12 protein-coding genes are annotated in these 16,827 nt (G+C 71.7%); 8 read left to right on the forward strand and 4 right to left on the reverse strand.

Annotated features, from left to right (window positions below; genetic code table 11):
• Window position 1: 1 nt before the first annotated feature.
• The gene (locus AB0F71_RS21170) at window positions 2–1,510 is read right to left on the reverse strand and encodes a peptidoglycan DD-metalloendopeptidase family protein (RefSeq protein WP_360236582.1); all 1,509 of its coding nucleotides are present in this window, start codon (window positions 1,508–1,510) and stop codon (window positions 2–4) included.
• A gap of 539 nt (window positions 1,511–2,049) precedes the next feature.
• On the opposite strand from AB0F71_RS21170, the gene AB0F71_RS21175 reads away from it, so the two are divergent.
• Entirely contained in the window at window positions 2,050–2,406 is a 357-nt protein-coding gene (locus AB0F71_RS21175; protein WP_360236585.1) for a beta/gamma crystallin domain-containing protein, read from the forward strand.
• Window positions 2,407–3,465: 1,059 nt separating this feature from the next.
• Here the strand turns inward: AB0F71_RS21175 and AB0F71_RS21180 are convergent.
• Entirely contained in the window at window positions 3,466–6,243 is a 2,778-nt protein-coding gene (locus AB0F71_RS21180; RefSeq protein ID WP_360236588.1) for a beta-L-arabinofuranosidase domain-containing protein, read from the reverse strand.
• Window positions 6,244–6,627: 384 nt separating this feature from the next.
• On the opposite strand from AB0F71_RS21180, the gene AB0F71_RS21185 reads away from it, so the two are divergent.
• From AB0F71_RS21185 to AB0F71_RS21210, 6 genes are all read left to right on the forward strand, one after another.
• A complete protein-coding gene (locus AB0F71_RS21185; protein WP_360236591.1) occupies window positions 6,628–7,659 on the forward strand; it encodes a LacI family DNA-binding transcriptional regulator in 1,032 nt (343 codons plus the stop codon).
• A complete protein-coding gene (locus AB0F71_RS21190; RefSeq protein ID WP_360236594.1) occupies window positions 7,656–9,176 on the forward strand; it encodes a sugar ABC transporter ATP-binding protein in 1,521 nt (506 codons plus the stop codon). Before AB0F71_RS21185 ends, AB0F71_RS21190 begins: the two co-directional genes overlap by 4 nt.
• Window positions 9,166–11,112, forward strand: a complete 1,947-nt coding sequence (locus tag AB0F71_RS21195; RefSeq protein ID WP_360236597.1) for a substrate-binding domain-containing protein — start codon at window positions 9,166–9,168, stop codon at window positions 11,110–11,112. Before AB0F71_RS21190 ends, AB0F71_RS21195 begins: the two co-directional genes overlap by 11 nt.
• Window positions 11,113–11,209: 97 nt before the next feature.
• Window positions 11,210–12,139, forward strand: a complete 930-nt coding sequence (locus tag AB0F71_RS21200) for a ribokinase (protein WP_360236600.1) — start codon at window positions 11,210–11,212, stop codon at window positions 12,137–12,139.
• Window positions 12,136–12,525 carry a D-ribose pyranase gene (gene rbsD / locus AB0F71_RS21205; RefSeq protein WP_360236603.1) on the forward strand — a complete coding sequence of 130 codons (390 nt, stop codon included), beginning with the start codon at window positions 12,136–12,138 and terminating at the stop codon, window positions 12,523–12,525. Before AB0F71_RS21200 ends, rbsD begins: the two co-directional genes overlap by 4 nt.
• Before the next feature lie 136 nt (window positions 12,526–12,661).
• A complete protein-coding gene (locus AB0F71_RS21210; RefSeq protein ID WP_360236606.1) occupies window positions 12,662–13,360 on the forward strand; it encodes a hypothetical protein in 699 nt (232 codons plus the stop codon).
• Between the two features lie 112 nt (window positions 13,361–13,472).
• Here the strand turns inward: AB0F71_RS21210 and AB0F71_RS21215 are convergent, their stop codons facing one another.
• The gene (locus tag AB0F71_RS21215; protein WP_360236668.1) at window positions 13,473–14,054 is read right to left on the reverse strand and encodes a helix-turn-helix domain-containing protein; all 582 of its coding nucleotides are present in this window, start codon (window positions 14,052–14,054) and stop codon (window positions 13,473–13,475) included.
• Between the two features lie 153 nt (window positions 14,055–14,207).
• Here AB0F71_RS21215 and AB0F71_RS21220 point away from each other — a divergent pair, with 153 nt between their 5' ends.
• Window positions 14,208–15,314 (forward strand): NAD(P)/FAD-dependent oxidoreductase, encoded by a 1,107-nt coding sequence (locus AB0F71_RS21220; protein ID WP_360236609.1) that lies wholly within the window; start codon window positions 14,208–14,210, stop codon window positions 15,312–15,314.
• 534 nt (window positions 15,315–15,848) lie between these two features.
• On the opposite strand, the gene AB0F71_RS21225 is transcribed toward AB0F71_RS21220, so the two are convergent.
• Complete coding sequence (locus AB0F71_RS21225; protein ID WP_360236612.1) at window positions 15,849–16,652, reverse strand: exodeoxyribonuclease III; 804 nt, start codon at window positions 16,650–16,652, stop codon at window positions 15,849–15,851.
• Between the last annotated feature and the right edge of the window lie 175 nt (window positions 16,653–16,827).

A 16,827-nucleotide genomic window follows, 5' to 3' on the forward strand; every position in this document is an offset into this window, starting at 1 on the left:
CTCAGTTGACGGCGGGGCCGGCGGTGGTGTTGAGCCAGGCCCAGTCGGACCAGGTGGAGAAGCCGGTCTGCCACTTGTGGTAGACACCGGCGCTGCTGGTCCCGAAGACCTCGATCCGGCCGTCGGCGTTGGTCGCGGCGGTGATTCCGGTGCCGCCGCCGCCGAAGGTGTCCCACTGGCCGTACGGGGCGTTCAGCCCGGTCTGCCAGATGTGCTGCGCGGTACTGCCGTTGATGCCGAAGACCTCGACCCGGCCGTCCGCCGTCGGCTGGCTGGTCAGCCGGGAGTCGGCCGGTCCGCCCGTGGGCTCCCAGCCGGACCAGGTGGTGGGGTTGGTCTGGTACTTGTGGAAGACGCCGGCCGGGCCGGAGGCGAGGACTTCGAGGCGTCCGTCCTCGTTGTGGTCGACGGTGAGAGCGCGTCCGCCGCCGCCGAAGGTCTCCCAGGTTGACCAGCCGCCGCTGGGGGTGGTCTGCCACTGGTGCTGGAAGGTGCTGGCGTTGAGCGCGAAGACCTCCAGTCGGCCGTCGGGGGCCTTGCCGAGCCGGACTTCGCTGTCGGCCGGTCCGCCGCCTGCCGATTCCCAGTCCGACCAGCCGCTGTTGGGTGCCGTCTGGTACTTGTGGAAGAGGCCCACCGGGCCGGAGGCGAAGACCTCCAGTCGCCCGTCCTGGTTGGCGCCGACCGCGAGGTCGTGGCCGCCGCCCCCGAACGCCTCCCAACCCGACCAGGCGCCGGACGGGGCGAGCTGGTAACGGTGCTGGAGCGTAGCGCCGTTGAGGGCGAACATCTCCAACCGGCCGTCCGCGTCCGGCCCGATCGCCAGCTCGGCGCCGCCCGGGCCGCCCAGGGACTCCCAGTCCGACCAGGCGCCGTTCGCCACCGTCTGCCAGGCGTGCGAGACGCCGTTGGCCCCGGCCGCGAAGACCTCCAGCCGGCCGTCCGCCCCGCGCGCCGACACCACCTTCCCGGACGGCACCGGGTACACCAACGGCGCCGGACGCGGACCGGTCCCCGGTCGGCAGGGCATGGTGATGCCGCGGTCCGCGAGGTAGGGAACGGGGTCGGTGTGCACCGTCGCGTTGGCGTCGGCCCAGACCCGCAGGTGCAGGTGCGGGCCGCTGGACTCGCCCTCGCTGCCCATCAACGCGATCTGCTGGCCCGCCGTCACGTGCTCGCCGACGGCCACGTCCCGCTCGCTCATGTGCCCGTACTCGGTGATGGTCCCGTCCGGGTGCAGGATGCGGATCCACTGGCCGTAGCCCTGCGCCGGTCCGGAGGCCGTCACCTCGCCGTCGCCCACCGCGTAGATCGGGGTGCCGTAGTCGTTGGCGATGTCGATGCCGTTGTGCTCCGGGGTGTAGCCCTGGGAGATCTGGCCGCGGGCCGGGCAGGACGCCGCGAACCCGGCGACCGCCGCCGGCGCGGCCCCGGCGGGCGCGGCCGGTACGGCGACCGGCAGCAGCAGCGCGGCCGCGGCCAGCGCCAGCCGCGGAACGGAACCCAGCACCGGTCCGCCCCTCATGCCCTGCACCGGCGGCGGCGAGCCCTACGACTGGGGTGGTGCACGGTCATCCCGACCTCCTGAAGACGCGTGACAGCGGCCCCTCCGGACCGCCCGGGGCACGCTAACCACCCGCCACCCGCCCGGGAACCCGGAACCATCCGGACTGACACCACCACCCGGCCCCACCGACACTGCCCCCGGGCGCGAGGACGCCACGCCCACCCCCCTCTCCCGGCCACGTGCCCCCGGCCCCTGGCGGGCCCGTTCGCCGGCCCGGCCGTCACCCCACGTCAGAGCGGCCACCGGGCGGCCTCGGACCGACGACCCGTCAGTCCTGCCCCGGAGCCCCACGCGACGCACCGGACGAACCACGCCCCACGCCTCGCGGATAATCCTCGTGGAAATGACCGAGAACGCCTTGAGCCAAGGCCCGTTCGATTGACCCTCATAAACCCGGTCCGGATACTGATCGAGTACGACGCAACGGAAGCTCGTTGCGCAGCGGACTCCGATTCGTCATTCCATCCGACTGAGGAGCATCCATGTTCACGAAAGCGAAGAAGGCCGCGAGCTCGATGGCCCTGGCCTTCGCCGCGGCGGCCACCCTCACCGTGGCCGTGCCGTCCGGCAGCGCCTTCGCCATCGACCACATCCCGTGCGACGGGAACCGCAATGACTTCCTGAAGATCTGGTCGCACCTCGACGGCCGCGACAGCGTGGACTGCTACGCGAACGCGGGGTCGATCGACTTCGGCGGGTGGTGGGTCGACCGCATCTCCACGGGGAACAACGACCTGATCTACTCCGACGCCAACGGCGACTCGGTGCGGGTCAACCGCTGGACCGACATCTCGTACCCGAACCGCCCGCCGAAGGTGAGCTCCATCCGGATCCTCTGACGAGACCGCCGGAGCGGGCCCCGAACGGAAATTCCCCGCCCGCACCACCGCAACTCCCCGCAGCCCCCGGGACTTGGATCGCCATCGAATCTTCCGTGAGGTAAATCCGCTCCACCCCGGCCCACCGGTGCCGGCCCCGCCCCCAGGCGCGGCCGGCACCGACCTGTGCTCCCGCGGCCGCATGCCGGTCAGCTGTCCAGGCCGCAGGCCACCGCGACCGGGGCGTGGCCGGACCAGCGCCCGGCGTGGGTGTCGGCGCGCTCCAGCGGCCGTCGGTGGCGCGGGCGGCGAGGCTCGGGGTGGCGACCTGGCGGTCGATGCGCCGGCGGATGGACGCCTTCTCGAAAATGGCCCTCCCGTGAGCAGCGGGACAGCGTTGGCACCGGTTCGGGCCGTGTTTGGTCCGCGCGTGTCGGACACGCACGGGTACGTGGGCACCTGGTGCAGGCGTCGTCGGGGACCAGCGCACGCTCTTGAAGGAGTGAGAGATCGTGGGTTCCTTCGAGAAACGGCGCGATCCGCCGCGCCACCGGGAGGCTCTCCGAGCAACCCCCGCGAGCGCGGGGCGGATCCCCGCCTTAGAGGACTTACGCCGTGACGCTCCACGCCTCGCCGGGCTAGGAGGGGTTGGCCGGCGGGGACGAAGAGCCAATCCGGCTGATCCCGAGGTGGTGGCACAGAGCCGTCCCGGTGGTGGACGGTCGTGGCGCCCCTGGCGAGGGGCGCCACGACGGACGGCTGGCGGGATCGCGGCCTCGTGCGGCTGGGCTGGGGGGCGCCGTACGCTACCGCTCCCCTACTCCGGCTGATCTCCAGGGCCTTTCTCGTAGAGCGGTCGGGCGTCACCGGTCCGATCGGTCATCATGCTGAGCAGATTGGCGAGCCGGAAGGATGCGATCGCTCGCAGCCGTGTCCCGTCCTGCGGACCGAGGTGTCCGAGGCTCTCCCGGTACGTCACCCCGGCTTCCCCGAAGTCCCCCGCCCGGGCGTGCAAGTCGCCCTGGTGCCGCGGGATCCGGCTGCAATCGGCCTGCGGCGAGCGCGGAACCCGACGCCCGATCAGACGAACCGCCACAGGTGGTCGCTGGTGCCGTTGTCGTCCCAGAGCACGGCCTGCGCTCCCCAGGCGGTGGAGGCACCGGAGATGCCGAGGACGCGGCCGCCGGCGGCGCACTGGATCCGGAAGGTGTCGCCACCGCTGTGGCGCAGGCGCCACCGGTGGTCGGCAGCGCCGTTGTCGGCCCACTGGACGATCCGGGTGCCGTTGGCGGTGCCGCCGTTCTCCGCGGCGAGGACCTTGCCGCTGTTGGCGTTGCGCAGCCGCAGGTAGCCGTCGGTGTCGAGGGCGGCCGTCCAGAGGTGGTCGGCGGTGCCGTTGTCGTCCCACTGGACGGCGAGGCCGCCGTCGGCGGTGGACATGTTCTGGATGCCGAGGAGGAGTCCGCTCGCGACGTTCTGGATCCGCCGGGCGCCGACGGGGGCGAACTGCCACTGGCCGGCGGCGGCACCGCTGTCGGGCAGCTGTACGGCGGCGGCGCCTTGGGCGGTGGAGCCGCCGGCGATGCCGAGCAGCTTGCCGGTGTGGACGTTGCGGAGCTCGTGGTAGCCGTTGCCGGCGTCGACCACGGTCCACCGGTGGTCGGCGGTGCCCGTGTCGGCCCACTGGAGGATCGGGGCGTTGTCGGCGGTGGACATGTCCTGCACGCCGAGGACCTTGCCGCTGTTGGCGTTGCGCAGCCGCAGTGCGGTGCCGTCGACGACGAGGGCCCAGTTGTGGTCGGCGGTGCCGGTGTCGGGCCACTGCAGGGCGAGGCCGCCGTCGGCGGTGGACATGTTCTGGATGCCGAGGACGAGTCCGCTGGCCGCGTTGACCAGACGGAAGCTCGCGCTGTCGGTCCGCCAGTAGACGGTGTAGTTGAAGCCCTGGGCGTCGTGGAACGGGCCGAGGTCGACCCTCGCTCCGTCGGCGGTGGCCGTGAAGGCGAGGGCGGTGCTGCTGGTCCGGGTGATCGTGGCGGGGTCCAGGGCCGGGAGGGCGGACAGCGCGGTGCTGCCGTAGTTGCCGGCCAGGACGGCGGGGCCGTAGGTGACCGCCGCGACCCCCGGGCTGTCGTTGGCGGCCTGGAGGGCCACCCGCATGGGGAGCTTCACGGTGACGGTGTCGCCGGAGACCCAGGACCGGGTGAGGGTGGCGTACGTGCCCGGGGTGGCCGCGGTGTTCTGCGCGACGCCGTTGACGCTGACGACGGCGCCCGAGGTCCACCCGGGGATGCGCACGCGCAGGGACCACGTCCCGCCGACACTGCCGGTGACCTTGAGCGTCGTGGTGTCCTCGGCCGGGAACGCGGTGGTCTGGGTGACCGTGATGCCCCGCTGGGTCCAGTCCAGGACGGACGGGAGGAACAGGTTCACCGTGAGGGTGGTGCCGTCGTGGAAGTAGACGGAGTCCATCAACTTGGTGTTGGACTCGACGCCCGTTCCCTGGCAGCACCAGAAGGTGCCGTAGTCGGTGCTCCAGGTGCCGCCGCCCCAGGCCGGGCCCTTGCCCCGGCGGCCGCCCGGGTTGAGCGAGCTGAAGTACGTGATGTGGCCGTGCGGGTCGGCCGGGTTCTGGGCGCCGAGGACGTGGTTGAGCAGCGTCTTCTCGTAGAAGTCGAAGTACGAGGCCTGGTCCGGGCTCAGCTGCCACAGCTCCCGGGTCAGCTTGAGCATGTTGTAGGAGTTGCAGAGCTCGCAGGTGTCGTCGGTGAGGTAGCCGGAGATGGCGTTCGCGGCCCGGAAGTGCTCCGCCTGGCTGTTGCCGCCGATGGCGTAGGTGTGCGCGCCGGTGGTGATCGCCCAGGCGTTGGCGGCGATGTCGCGGTAGCGGGTCGTCCCGGTGGCCTTGTACGCGCGGACGGCCCCGATCCACTTGGGCACCTGGGTGTTGGCGTGAAGGCCGTTGAGCTGGTCCAGGTTCGCGGCGAGCGGGTCGAGGACGGCGGCGTGGTCGAAGCGCTGAGCGGTGGTCAGCCAGCGCGTGTCACCGGTCTGTTGGCAGAGATCGGCCAGCACCTCGCTCATTCCGCCGAACTCGGTGCCCAGCACCGACTGCATCGTGCCGTAGCCGAGCGCTGCGGTGCGGCGGTCGACCCAGTCGGCGAGCGCGAGGAGCACGTCGCGGGCCTGGGTGTTGTCCAGGAGGCGCCACACGTCGAGCAGGCCGGCCATGGTCTTGTGGACGCAGTAGTACGGGACGTTGCCGTTGCTCAGTCTGCCCGCTTCGAGGCTGGCGAAGTCGGCCTCGGGGAAGCCCGAGAGGTAGCCGGCGGAGAAGCCCGCGGCGGCGTTGTTGGCCTGGCACTTGGCGAGTTCGGCCACCATCCGGTTGGCCTTGTCCCGGCAGGTGGTGTCCCCGAGCGCGGCGGCGGCCTGGGCCCACGCCGAGAGGAAGTGGCCCTGCACGTGGGTGCGGAAGGGGAACCCGGGGTCGTCCCAACCACCGTTCGCGGCAGCGGCGTTGGTGGAGAGCCGGTGGTTGGCGCGGAAGTTGTACAGCAGGCGGTCGACGTCGACGAAGCGGAGGTAGGCCAGGGTGCGGTTCTGGTTGTCGAGCCAGCGGCTGCTGGTGAGCCGGACCTGACCCAGCTCGAACGGGAGCGTCGACACTCCGACGTCGGTCCTGACCGGGGGCGTCTGCGCCGCGGCGGAGACGGGACCGAGGGCGGGGCCGGGACCGAGGGCGGAGACGGGACCGAGGGCGGGGCCGGGACCGAGGGCGGGGCCGGCGGCTGCGGCCACGGCCGCGACGCCGGTCGCCTTGAACGCGGCACGGCGGCTGAAGGGGTGAGCCGGCATGGCGAACTCCATCGTGTGCAGGAGAAGGAAGCGGGGGAGTACAGCGGCCGTAGTCCTTCGCACAAGCGCACGTCGCCGCCCAGCGAGGCTTGGTGCGGCGACCGCTTGTTGCAAGAGTGTTAACGCTCACAATTAGCGTGTCAATAGATCGGTCGACGGCGTGAACGCGGGCGCCGCCGGCGGATGACGGGCAAGCCCCAGGCGGGGGGGCCCGGGGCCTGCCTCTTGCGCGCCGATTCCCGTCGCGGGTGGCTGCCCGAGCGGCCGGCGTTCATCACGATCAGGTTTCAGCCACCTGCCCAGGGCTTGCCCTGCGCGGATGTAATCGATTCCAATCGTCGGAACGCGTTGATGTAATCGATTCCACGAGGAGGTGGGGCGGCTGTGACGAGCATCAAGGACGTCGCCGCCGAGGCAGGCGTGTCCGTCGCCACTGTCTCGCGTGTCCTGAATGAGCATCCTTCGGTGAGTGCGGACGCGCGGGCGCGGGTGCTGGCCGCCGTCGCAGCGCTCGGGTACCGGCCCAACGCCGTGGCGCGGTCGCTGCGCACCGATCAGACCCACACGCTCGGCCTCGTGATCAGCGACGTGCTGAACCCGTACTTCACCGAGCTCGCACGGTCCGTGGAGGAAGAGGCGCGGGCGCTGGGGTACAGCGTGATCATCGGGAACGCCGACGAGCGGCCGGAACTGCAGGACCACCACGTACGGACGCTGCTGGACCGCCGTATCGACGGGCTGCTGGTCTCGCCCACCGACGGCGGGTCGCCGCTCATGCTGGACGCCGCCCGGGCCGGGACACCGATGGTGTTCGTGGACCGGTGGATCCCCGGCGTCGACGTGCCGGTGGTGCGGGCGGACGGGCGGGGTGCCGTACGGGATCTCGTCGCGCACCTGCACCGGCTGGGGCACCGGCGGCTGGCGATCATCGCCGGGCCGGCGGCCACCACGACCGGGCAGGAGCGGGTGGAGGCGTTCCGCGAGGCGCTGGCGGAGTGCGGCCTCGACCTGCCGGACCGGTACATCGGCCAGGGTGACTTCCAGGCCGCCAGCGGCCGGCGGGCGACCGAGCGCTTCCTCGACCTCGCCGAGCCCCCGCAGGTCGTGTTCGCGGCGGACAACCTGATGGCGCTGGGCGCCCTGGACGCCGTCCGCGCCCGTGGCCTGCGGGTGCCGGAGGACATCGCGCTCGCCGCGTTCGACGACATCCCCTGGTTCGTGCACACCGACCCGCCGATCACCGCGATCGCCCAGCCCACGGGCGAGCTGGGCCGGGCCGCCGTGCGCGCGCTCGTGGACCGCATCGAGGGGCGGGCGCCGCGATCCGTGACGCTCCCCGCCCGTCTCGTCGTCCGCCGCTCGTGCGGCGAGAGCCCCGTAACCGAGACCCCCGTGACGAACAGGAGCCAGTCGTGAGCGACGCGGACGAGTTGCTGCGCATCGAGGGCGTTCGGAAGACCTTCCCCGGGGTGGTCGCGCTGGACCGCGTCGACTTCGACCTGCGGCGGGGCGAGGTCCATGTGCTGCTCGGTGAGAACGGCGCGGGCAAGAGCACCCTGATCAAGATGCTCTCCGGTGCCCACACGCCCGACGAGGGCCGCATCCTGGTCGGCGGTGAGGAGGTCCGCATCCATGGTGCGCAGGACTCCGAGCGACTCGGGATCGCCACCATCTACCAGGAGTTCAACCTCGTCCCCGATCTGACGGTCGCCGAGAACATCTTCCTGGGACGCCAGCCGCGCCGGTTCGGGGTGATCGACCGGAAGCGGATGGAGGCGGACGCCTCGGAGCTGCTGGAGCGCGTCGGCGTCAGCGTGTCGCCCCGGGCGCGGGTGCGCGAACTGGGCATCGCACGCCTGCAGATGGTCGAGATCGCCAAGGCGCTGAGCCTGGACGCGCGGGTCCTGATCATGGACGAGCCGACCGCCGTGCTGACCTCCGAGGAGGTCGAGAAGCTGTTCGTGATCGTGCGCAGACTGCGCGAGGACGGCGTCGGGATCGTCTTCATCACGCACCATCTGGAGGAGATCGCCGCCCTCGGGGACCGGGTCACGGTCATCCGGGACGGCAGGTCGGTCGGACAGGTGCCTGCCTCCACACCGGAGGAGGAGCTCGTACGGCTGATGGTGGGCCGGTCCATCGAGCAGCAGTACCCGCGCGAGCGGGCTGTCCCGGGCGCCGCCCTGCTGTCCGTGGAGGGACTGTCCCGGGACGGTGTCTTCCACGACGTCAGCTTCGAGGTGCGCGCCGGCGAGGTCGTCGGCGTCGCGGGGCTGGTCGGGGCGGGTCGTACCGAGGTGGTCCGGGCCGTCTTCGGGGCCGACCCGTACGACCGCGGTACGGTCCGCGTCGACGGGGCTGCCCTGAAACGGCACGACATCGGCGCCGCCATGACCGCGGGAATCGGGCTGGTGCCCGAGGACCGCAAGGGCCAGGGGCTGGTGCTCGACCAGTCGGTCGAGGAGAACCTCGGACTCGTCACCCTCAAGTCCGCCACCAGGGCCGGAATCGTCGACCTCAGGGGTCAGCACGACGCCGCGGCGCGGATCGCCGGGCAGCTCGGCGTACGGATGGCCGGGCTCGGTCAGCAGGTGCGCACGCTGTCCGGCGGCAACCAGCAGAAGGTCGTCATCGGCAAGTGGCTCCTCGCCGACACCAGGGTGCTGATCCTCGACGAGCCCACGCGCGGCATCGACGTCGGCGCCAAGGTCGAGATCTACCAGCTCATCAACGAGCTGACGGCCGCCGGGGCCGCCGTCCTCATGATCTCCAGCGATCTGCCCGAGGTGCTCGGGATGAGCGACCGGGTGCTGGTGATGGCCCAGGGCCGGATCGCCGGCGAGCTGTCCGCCGACGAGGCCACGCAGGACGCGGTCATGTCGCTGGCCGTGAGCAATCCCACTACCGAACTGGAGGCCCCCCGTGGCCGCTGAAACGCTCAAGAGCGGTACGGGCGCCGGTGGCGCCGCGGCGTTGCGCCGTCTGCTGCTCGACAACGGCGCGCTGACCGCGCTGATCGCCCTCGTCATCGCCATGTCGGCGCTGTCGGGCGACTTCCTCACCACCGACAACCTGCTCAACGTCGGCGTCCAGGCGGCCGTGACCGCCGTCCTCGCCTTCGGCGTCACCTTCGTGATCGTCTCGGCAGGCATCGACCTGTCGGTCGGGTCGGTGGCCGCGCTGTCGGCGACCGTACTGGCGTGGAGCGCCACGGCGCACGGAGTGCCGGTGGCCGTCGCGGTGCTGCTGGCACTGGCGACGGGTGTGGCCGCCGGCCTGGTGAACGGCTTCCTGGTCTCGTACGGCAAGCTGCCGCCGTTCATCGCGACGCTCGCGATGCTGTCGGTGGGGCGTGGCCTGGCACTGGTGATCTCGGACGGATCGCCGATCGCGTTCCCGGCCTCCGTCTCCCACCTGGGTGACACGCTCGGGGGGTGGCTGCCGGTGCCGGTGCTCGTCATGGTGGCCATGGGGCTCGTCACGGCGTTCGTCCTCGGCCGTACGTACATCGGCCGCTCGATGTACGCCATCGGCGGCAACGAGGAGGCGGCCCGGCTCTCGGGTCTGCGGGTGCCCAGGCAGAAGCTCGTGATCTACGCGCTGTCCGGGGTGTTCGCCGCGGTCGCCGGTGTCGTCCTGGCCTCCCGGCTCTCCTCCGCGCAGCCGCAGGCCGCCACCGGGTACGAGCTGGACGCCATCGCCTCCGTCGTCATCGGCGGCGCCTCCCTCGCCGGGGGTACCGGCAAGGCGTCGGGGACGCTGATCGGCGCGCTCATCCTCGCGGTGCTGCGCAACGGGCTGAACCTGCTGAACGTCTCCGCGTTCTGGCAGCAGGTCGTCATCGGTGTCGTCATCGCCCTGGCGGTGCTGCTCGACACGGTGCGGCGCAAGGCCGGGGCCACTCCCACGGCGATCGGGGCGCCCGGCGGCGGAAGGGGCAAGCAGGCCGCCACGTACGGGATCGCGGCTGTCGTGACGGTGGCGATCGTGGCTGCGACGTCGTTCCTGCACGGCGATCCGAAGGCCGGCACCCGGAAGGTCGGCCTCTCGCTCTCCACGCTCAACAACCCGTTCTTCGTGCAGATCCGGTCGGGTGCGCAGGCCGAGGCGAAGCTGCTGGGGGTGGACCTGACCGTCACCGACGCGCAGAACGACGCCTCGCAGCAGGCCAACCAGCTGCAGAACTTCACCAGTTCGAAGCTCGCGGCGATCGTCGTCAACCCGGTGGACTCCGACGCGGCGAGCAACTCCGTGCAGGCCGCGGGCAAGGCGAAGATCCCGGTCATCGCCGTCGACCGCGGCGTCAACAACGCCGATGTGAACGCACTGGTCGCCTCCGACAACGTCGCCGGGGGTGAGCAGGCGGCGAAGGCCGTCGCCGAGAAGCTCGGTGGCAGCGGGAAGATCGTGATCCTCCAGGGGCTGGCCGGTACCTCCGCCGCGCGGGAGCGGGCCGAGGGCTTCGCCAAGGGGCTGGAGGCGTACCCGGGGATCGAGGTCGTCGCGCAGCAGCCGGCCGACTTCGACCGGACCAAGGGGCTCGACGTCATGTCGAACCTGCTCCAGGCGCACCCGGACGTCCAGGGCGTCATCGCCGCCAACGACGAGATGGCGCTCGGCGCGGTGAAGGCGCTCGGGTCCAGGGCCGGCGAATCCGTGCAGGTCGTCGGCTTCGACGGAACTCCCGACGGGCTGAAGGCGGTCGAGCAGGGGGCGCTGTACGCGTCCGTGGCCCAGCAGCCGTCGCAGCTCGGGAAGATCGCCGTGGACAACGCGGTCAAGGCGATCAAGGGGGAGAAGGTCGAGGAGACCGTCAAGGTGCCGGTGAAGGTGGTCACCAAGGAGACCGTGGCCGGGTTCAGCGGCTGAGACGGGGAACGGGGTGGCCGGGGTGCCCGCGGAAGCGGGGCTCCGGCCGCCTCGTTTCGGATTTCCTGAGTTTCGGATGTCCTGATTGGGGAGTTTCATGGGTTTCACGTACGACTACGACGTGCTGGTCGTGGGGTCGGCCAACGTCGATCTCGTGATCGGTGTCGAGCGCAGGCCCGGGGCCGGGGAGACGGTGCTCGGGTCGGACCTCGCCGTCCATCCCGGCGGCAAGGGGGCCAACCAGGCGGTTGCCGCCGCGCGGCTCGGGGCGCGCACAGCGCTGCTCGCGCGGGTCGGGGACGATGCGAACGGGCGGCTGCTGCTGGAGTCGCAGCGCAGCGCGGGGGTCGACACGGAGGGCGTCCTGGTGGGCGGGGCCCCGACCGGCGTCGCGCTGATCACCGTCGACCCGTCGGGGGACAACAGCATCGTGGTGTCGCCCGGTGCGAACGGGCGGCTCACGCCGGAGGACGTCCGGGCCGCCGAGCCGCTGATCCGCGCCTCTCGGGTGGTCTCGACGCAGTTGGAGATCCCGTTGGAGTCGGTCGTGGAGGTCGTGCGGCAACTGCCGTCCGGCACGCGGTTCGTGTTGAACCCCTCCCCGCCGCAGGCGCTGCCGGCCGAGGTGCTGGCGGCCTGCGACCCGCTGATCGTCAATGAGCACGAGGCCCGGGTGATCCTGGGCGGCGGGACCATCGGCGACTCCCGTTCGGGCGACGATCCCGCCGCGTGGGTGCGGGAGTTGCTCGCGAGCGGGCCCCGATCGGTCGTGGTGACGCTCGGCTCGGAGGGAGCGTTGGTCGCCTCCGCCGGGGAGGAGGTCGTACGGGTCGCGTCGGTGAAGGTCGACGCCGTCGACACGACGGGTGCCGGCGACTCCTTCACGGCCGCACTGGCCTGGAAGCTGGGCGCGGGCGCTTCGCTCGCGGAGGCCGCCGGGTACGCCGCCCGGGTGGGCGCCGTCGCCGTGACGCGGCGGGGGGCCCAGGAGTCCTTCCCCACCGCCGAGGAGGTCGAGGCGCGGTGAAGAAGGGCGGGATTCTGAATCGCCATCTCGCTGGCGCCGTCGCCGAGTTGGGGCACGGCGACCAGGTGCTCCTCTGTGACGCGGGGATGCCGATTCCGGACGGGCCCCGAGTGGTCGACCTCGCCTTCCGGGCGGGGATCCCGTCGTTCGAGGACGTACTGGCCGGGCTCCTCGACGAGTTGGTGATCGAGGGGGCGCTCGCGGCGCAGGAGGTACGGGAGGCGAACCCCGCCGCGGACGGGCTGCTGGCCGGCTCCTTCGCCGAACTGGCCTACGTACCGCACGAAACGCTGAAGGAGCTGAGTGCGGGGGCGCGCCTGGTGGTGCGGACCGGGGAAGCCCGGCCGTACGCGAACGTGCTGCTGCGGTGCGGGGTGTTCTTCTGATCGACTTTCGACGACGGGCTGCTGGGCGGGCCGCGCGTTTCCGGGAATCGGACGATCCGTGAGACGGTCGGCGAACTCCGATGGGATGCTGGGGCCTTGGTCCGACCCACCGCAACGACCCCCGGGGGAACCACCCATGCCGCTGTTCGGAAGTCGCAAGAACCTACCGAAGCCGCTGTGCGACGAGCACGGCCCGTGCAAGGCGCTGGCCGGGATCTCGGTCTTCGAGGTCCGGGACCGGCTTCGGCTCCTGGTCGCCCCGACCCGCACACTGGGCCCCGACCCCATGGCCCGGCAGATCGACGACGAGCTGTCGGTCGTCCTGTGCGTGAACGGCGGGAAGCGGGGCGGGACGACCGAGGCCCTGTCGATAGCCGAGCACGCCGCCGACCAGTGGAGCCTCAGCCGGGCCGAGCTCTGGGAACGGGCCTTCGCCAATCTGACCACCGAGCAGCTCAACCGGCAGTCCTTCAATGCGACGAACGGCGACGTCCTCTATGCCGTCAACGGGATGGGCGTGTGGCCCGGCGCGGCCCAGGCCCTGCGGCTGGAGAACGCCCTGGGCGGGGTCGAACTGCCCCACGGCGCCCTGGTCACCCTGCCGACGAGCAACGCGTTCTGCGCGGCGCCGATCCGCAGCGGCTCGTCGCTGAACGCGATCCGCTTCATGATCGACCTGTCGAAGCAACTCCAGGCCAACGATCCGGCGCCGCTGACCTCGTCGATCTTCTGGTACCGGGACGGCTGGCTGGAGAACCTGAACGTCGGCGACAACGGCATGATGCGCCCGTCCGCCCGCTTCCGGGAGATGGCGAACGGCCTCCCGGCCACCTGACCTCCCGGCCACCTGACCTCCCGGCCACCTGACCCCCCCGGGTACCTGACCCCCCGCCACCTGACCCCCCGGTACCGCCGCCCGGCGGGCTTCGAGGAGATCGCAGACCGGGTCAGTTGCTCGGATGGGAGGCTGCCCAGCCCTGTTCGAGCAGGGCGAACGCCTCGTCGGCAGCCCGGCGCGGTTCGGGGTGCTGCAGGATCAGACTGCGGGCCGCCAGGGCGAACCGGGCCAGGGCGGCGCAGCTGACGTCGTCCTCGGGTGCGCCCACGGCCTCCGCGACGGCCCGCGCCAGGGCCGCTTCATGGCGGGTCCACATCCGTTGGGAGTAGTCACGCAGCGCGGGGGTCTCCTGTACCAGGCGGGTGAAGTCGGCGAACCGCGGGTCGGCGGCGTGGACGGCGAACCGGGTCTGGTGCAGCAGCAGGTGCTCGCGCAGCGCCTGCGGGATCGACCGGCCCGGGGGCCGCTCCCGCACGGCCGCGACGAGGGCCGCTTCCAGGTCGTCGTCCTGGTCGAAGACCAGCGCCTCCTTGCCGGCGAAGTGCTTGAACAGGGTGGTCACGGAGACGTCTGCGGCATCGGCGACGTCCTTGACGCCGACCTGGTCGTAGCCGCGCTCGAGGAAGAGTTCGAGTGCGGCGTCGGCCAGGGCCTGGCGGGTCTGGGCCTTCTTGCGCTCGCGGCGCCCCATCGCTTCGGTCACTCGACCACCATAGCCCGAAGTGCATCCACTCCGAAAGTGTAGTCATTGCACTTATTTAGCGAGTGTGCTTTCTTGGTGGTGTCGGGCCACCCGGCGACCCACCCACCACCGGGACCCACCCACCACCGGAAGGACACACCCATGCCCTCTGCCCGTGACCCTCGCATCGCGATCGTCGGCGCCGGCCTCGGCGGCTTGACCTGCGCCCGGGTCCTGCAGCAACACGGCCGCGCCGTCACGGTGTTCGAACGCGAGGCCGACGCCGACGCCCGCCCGCAGGGCGGCACCCTCGACATGCACGCCGACACCGGCCAGGCCGCCTTGCGGTCGGCGGGCCTGCTCGACCGGTTCCATGCCCTCGCGCGCCCCGAGGGCGACGAGTGGCGCGTGCTCGACCATGCCACCGGTGCCCTCCTCACGCAGCGAGGGCCGACCGCAGGCGGGGGCCGTCCGGAGATCGACCGCGGCCAGCTGCGCGGCCTGCTGCTGGACTCGCTCGCCCCGGGCACGGTGCGGTGGGACCGTGCCGTCACCGGGGTCACCCCGCTGGCGGGCGGCACCTGCCGGCTGGTCCTGGGTGACGGTACGGCCGAGGAGTTCGACCTGGTGGTCGGTGCCGACGGCGCCTGGTCACGGGTCCGCCCGGCCCTGTCGCCCGCGGTACCCCACTACACCGGTGTCACCTTCGTCGAGACCGGCTTCGACCAGTGCGACACCCGCCACCCCGAGCTCGCCCGGCTGGTCGGCAACGGATCGCTGCTGGCGAAGGGCCTCGGCCGGACCCTGGTCGCCCAGCGCAACAGCAACGGTCACATCCGCGGCTACCTCGCGCTGCGCGAGCCGCAGGACTGGCACGCGGCCGCCGGACTCGACCTCGGCGACCAACGGGCCGTGCAGGAGCACCTGTTGGAGATGTTCGACGGCTGGGACGAGAGTCTGCTGCGGATCCTGCGCGACAGCGACCACGGCTTCGTCAACCGGCCCCTGCACGTGCTGCCCGCCCCGCACACCTGGGCGCACGTGCCCGGCGTGACGCTGCTCGGCGATGCCGCGCACCTGATGCCCCCGGTCGGGCTGGGCGCCAACCTCGCCATGCTCGACGGCGCCGACCTCGCCCACGCCCTCGTCACCGAATCCAGCGTCGCCGACGCCGTCCGCGCCTACGAGCGCGTCATGCTGCCACGCTCGACCGAGGCCGCGACGGGCAGCGCCCGGGGCCTCGACCACCTCGTCCCCGCGGCCCGCTGAGCCGACCCCGCCGGCCCCGAGCGATATGGTGAACTCCCCTGGGTGGCGTGGGAGCAACCCCCGCGAGCGCGGGGCCGATCCGGCCCGGAGCAGGATCCGCAACGCGGCGGCGGAGCAACCCCCGCGAGTGCGGGGCCGATGCTTGCTGAGCTGCGGCGATTGGTGTCAGAGGGTGCGGGTTGATTCAGTTCGATCGTATGGCAGCCCGTAGGGGAGGTGGCGCATTGTCGTCATCTCTCTATCCTCCGAGGCGAGTTGTCAGTGCCGTGTCCTGCGCTCTCGAAGCGTACTCGCGCGTGGAGGTCGGGCGGTGGATGAGGGCTGCGGGCAGTGGGCCGCCCCCCCGCGTTAGTGAAGACGCTGTGGCGATTCACGTCTCGCCGGGCTAGGAGGGGTTGGGCAACGGAGACGAGGAGCCAACCCGGTTGATCCCGAGTTGGTGGCACAAGGCCGTCCCGGTGGTGGACGGTTGCGGCGCCCCTGGGGAGGGGCGCCGCGACGGACCGGCTGGGCGGGATTGCGGCCGCGTGCCGGTCAGTTGTCCAAGTCGTAGGCCACCGTGACCGGGGCGTGGTCGGACCAGCGCTCGGCGTGGGTGTCGGCGCGCTCCACGCGGCCGTCGGTGGCGCGGGCGGCGAGGCCAGGGGTGGCGACCTGGAGGTCGATGCGCCAGCCGGAGTCGTTGTCGAAGGCGCGGCCGCGGTAGGACCACCAGGAGTAGGGGCCGGTGCGGTCGGGGTGGAGGGCGCGGACGACGTCGACGTAGCCGGCCTCGTCGTAGACGCGGGAGAGCCAGGCGCGTTCCTCGGGGAGGAAGCCGGCGGACTTCTGGTTGGCCTTCCAGTTCTTGAGGTCCTCGGGGCGGTGGGCGATGTTCCAGTCGCCGCAGACCACGACCTCGCGGCCGTCGGCGGCGGCGCGGCTGCGCAGGGCGGTCAAGTGGACGAGGAACTCCGCCATGAAGCGTTCCTTCTCCTCCTGGCGCTCGGTGCCGACCTCGCCGGAGGGCAGGTAGAGGCTGGCGACGGTGAGGCCCGGGAGGTCGATTTCGACATACCTGCCCGAATTGTCGAATTCCTCCGAGCCGAATCCGATCACGCTGCGCTGCGGCTCCCGGCGGGAGAGGATTGCCACGCCGGCCCGGCCCTTGGCCACCGACGGGGCCCAGACCGCGTGCCAGCCGTCCAGGTCGCGCAGTTCGACGGGCAGTTGCCCGGGCTCGGAGCGCACCTCCTGGAGGCAGATCACGTCTGCCTCCGTTCCGGCCAGCCATTCGACGAAGCCCTTCTTGGCCGCCGCCCGGATTCCGTTCACGTTCACACTCGTCACCACGATCACCCGGGCAGCCTACCCACTGGGCGCGCACGCACCGAAGCGTGACGCGCGGCCGCGGCCCGCGCGCGGCCGGTCGGGGCGGGCTGTCGTGAACGTGGCATGAATGTTCGCGACGGTCCCATCAAGCCGTGCCATTGGTCTTGACCATCTCCGGAGGGAGCACCTAGGGTCACTTACT

It is taken from the genome of Kitasatospora sp. NPDC028055, assembly GCF_040637885.1.
GTDB lineage: Bacteria > Actinomycetota > Actinomycetes > Streptomycetales > Streptomycetaceae > Kitasatospora.

What these genes read in the sequence shown, in the direction of transcription:
- AB0F71_RS21200 (WP_360236600.1), top strand. Translation starts at nt 11,210, where the DNA reads ATGGGTTTCACGTACGACTACGACGTGCTGGTCGTGGGGTCGGCCAAC.
- AB0F71_RS21180 (WP_360236588.1), bottom strand. Translation starts at nt 6,243, where the DNA reads ATGCCGGCTCACCCCTTCAGCCGCCGTGCCGCGTTCAAGGCGACCGGC.
- AB0F71_RS21210 (WP_360236606.1), top strand. Translation starts at nt 12,662, where the DNA reads ATGCCGCTGTTCGGAAGTCGCAAGAACCTACCGAAGCCGCTGTGCGAC.
- AB0F71_RS21175 (WP_360236585.1), top strand. Translation starts at nt 2,050, where the DNA reads ATGTTCACGAAAGCGAAGAAGGCCGCGAGCTCGATGGCCCTGGCCTTC.
- AB0F71_RS21220 (WP_360236609.1), top strand. Translation starts at nt 14,208, where the DNA reads ATGCCCTCTGCCCGTGACCCTCGCATCGCGATCGTCGGCGCCGGCCTC.
- AB0F71_RS21215 (WP_360236668.1), bottom strand. Translation starts at nt 14,054, where the DNA reads ATGGGGCGCCGCGAGCGCAAGAAGGCCCAGACCCGCCAGGCCCTGGCC.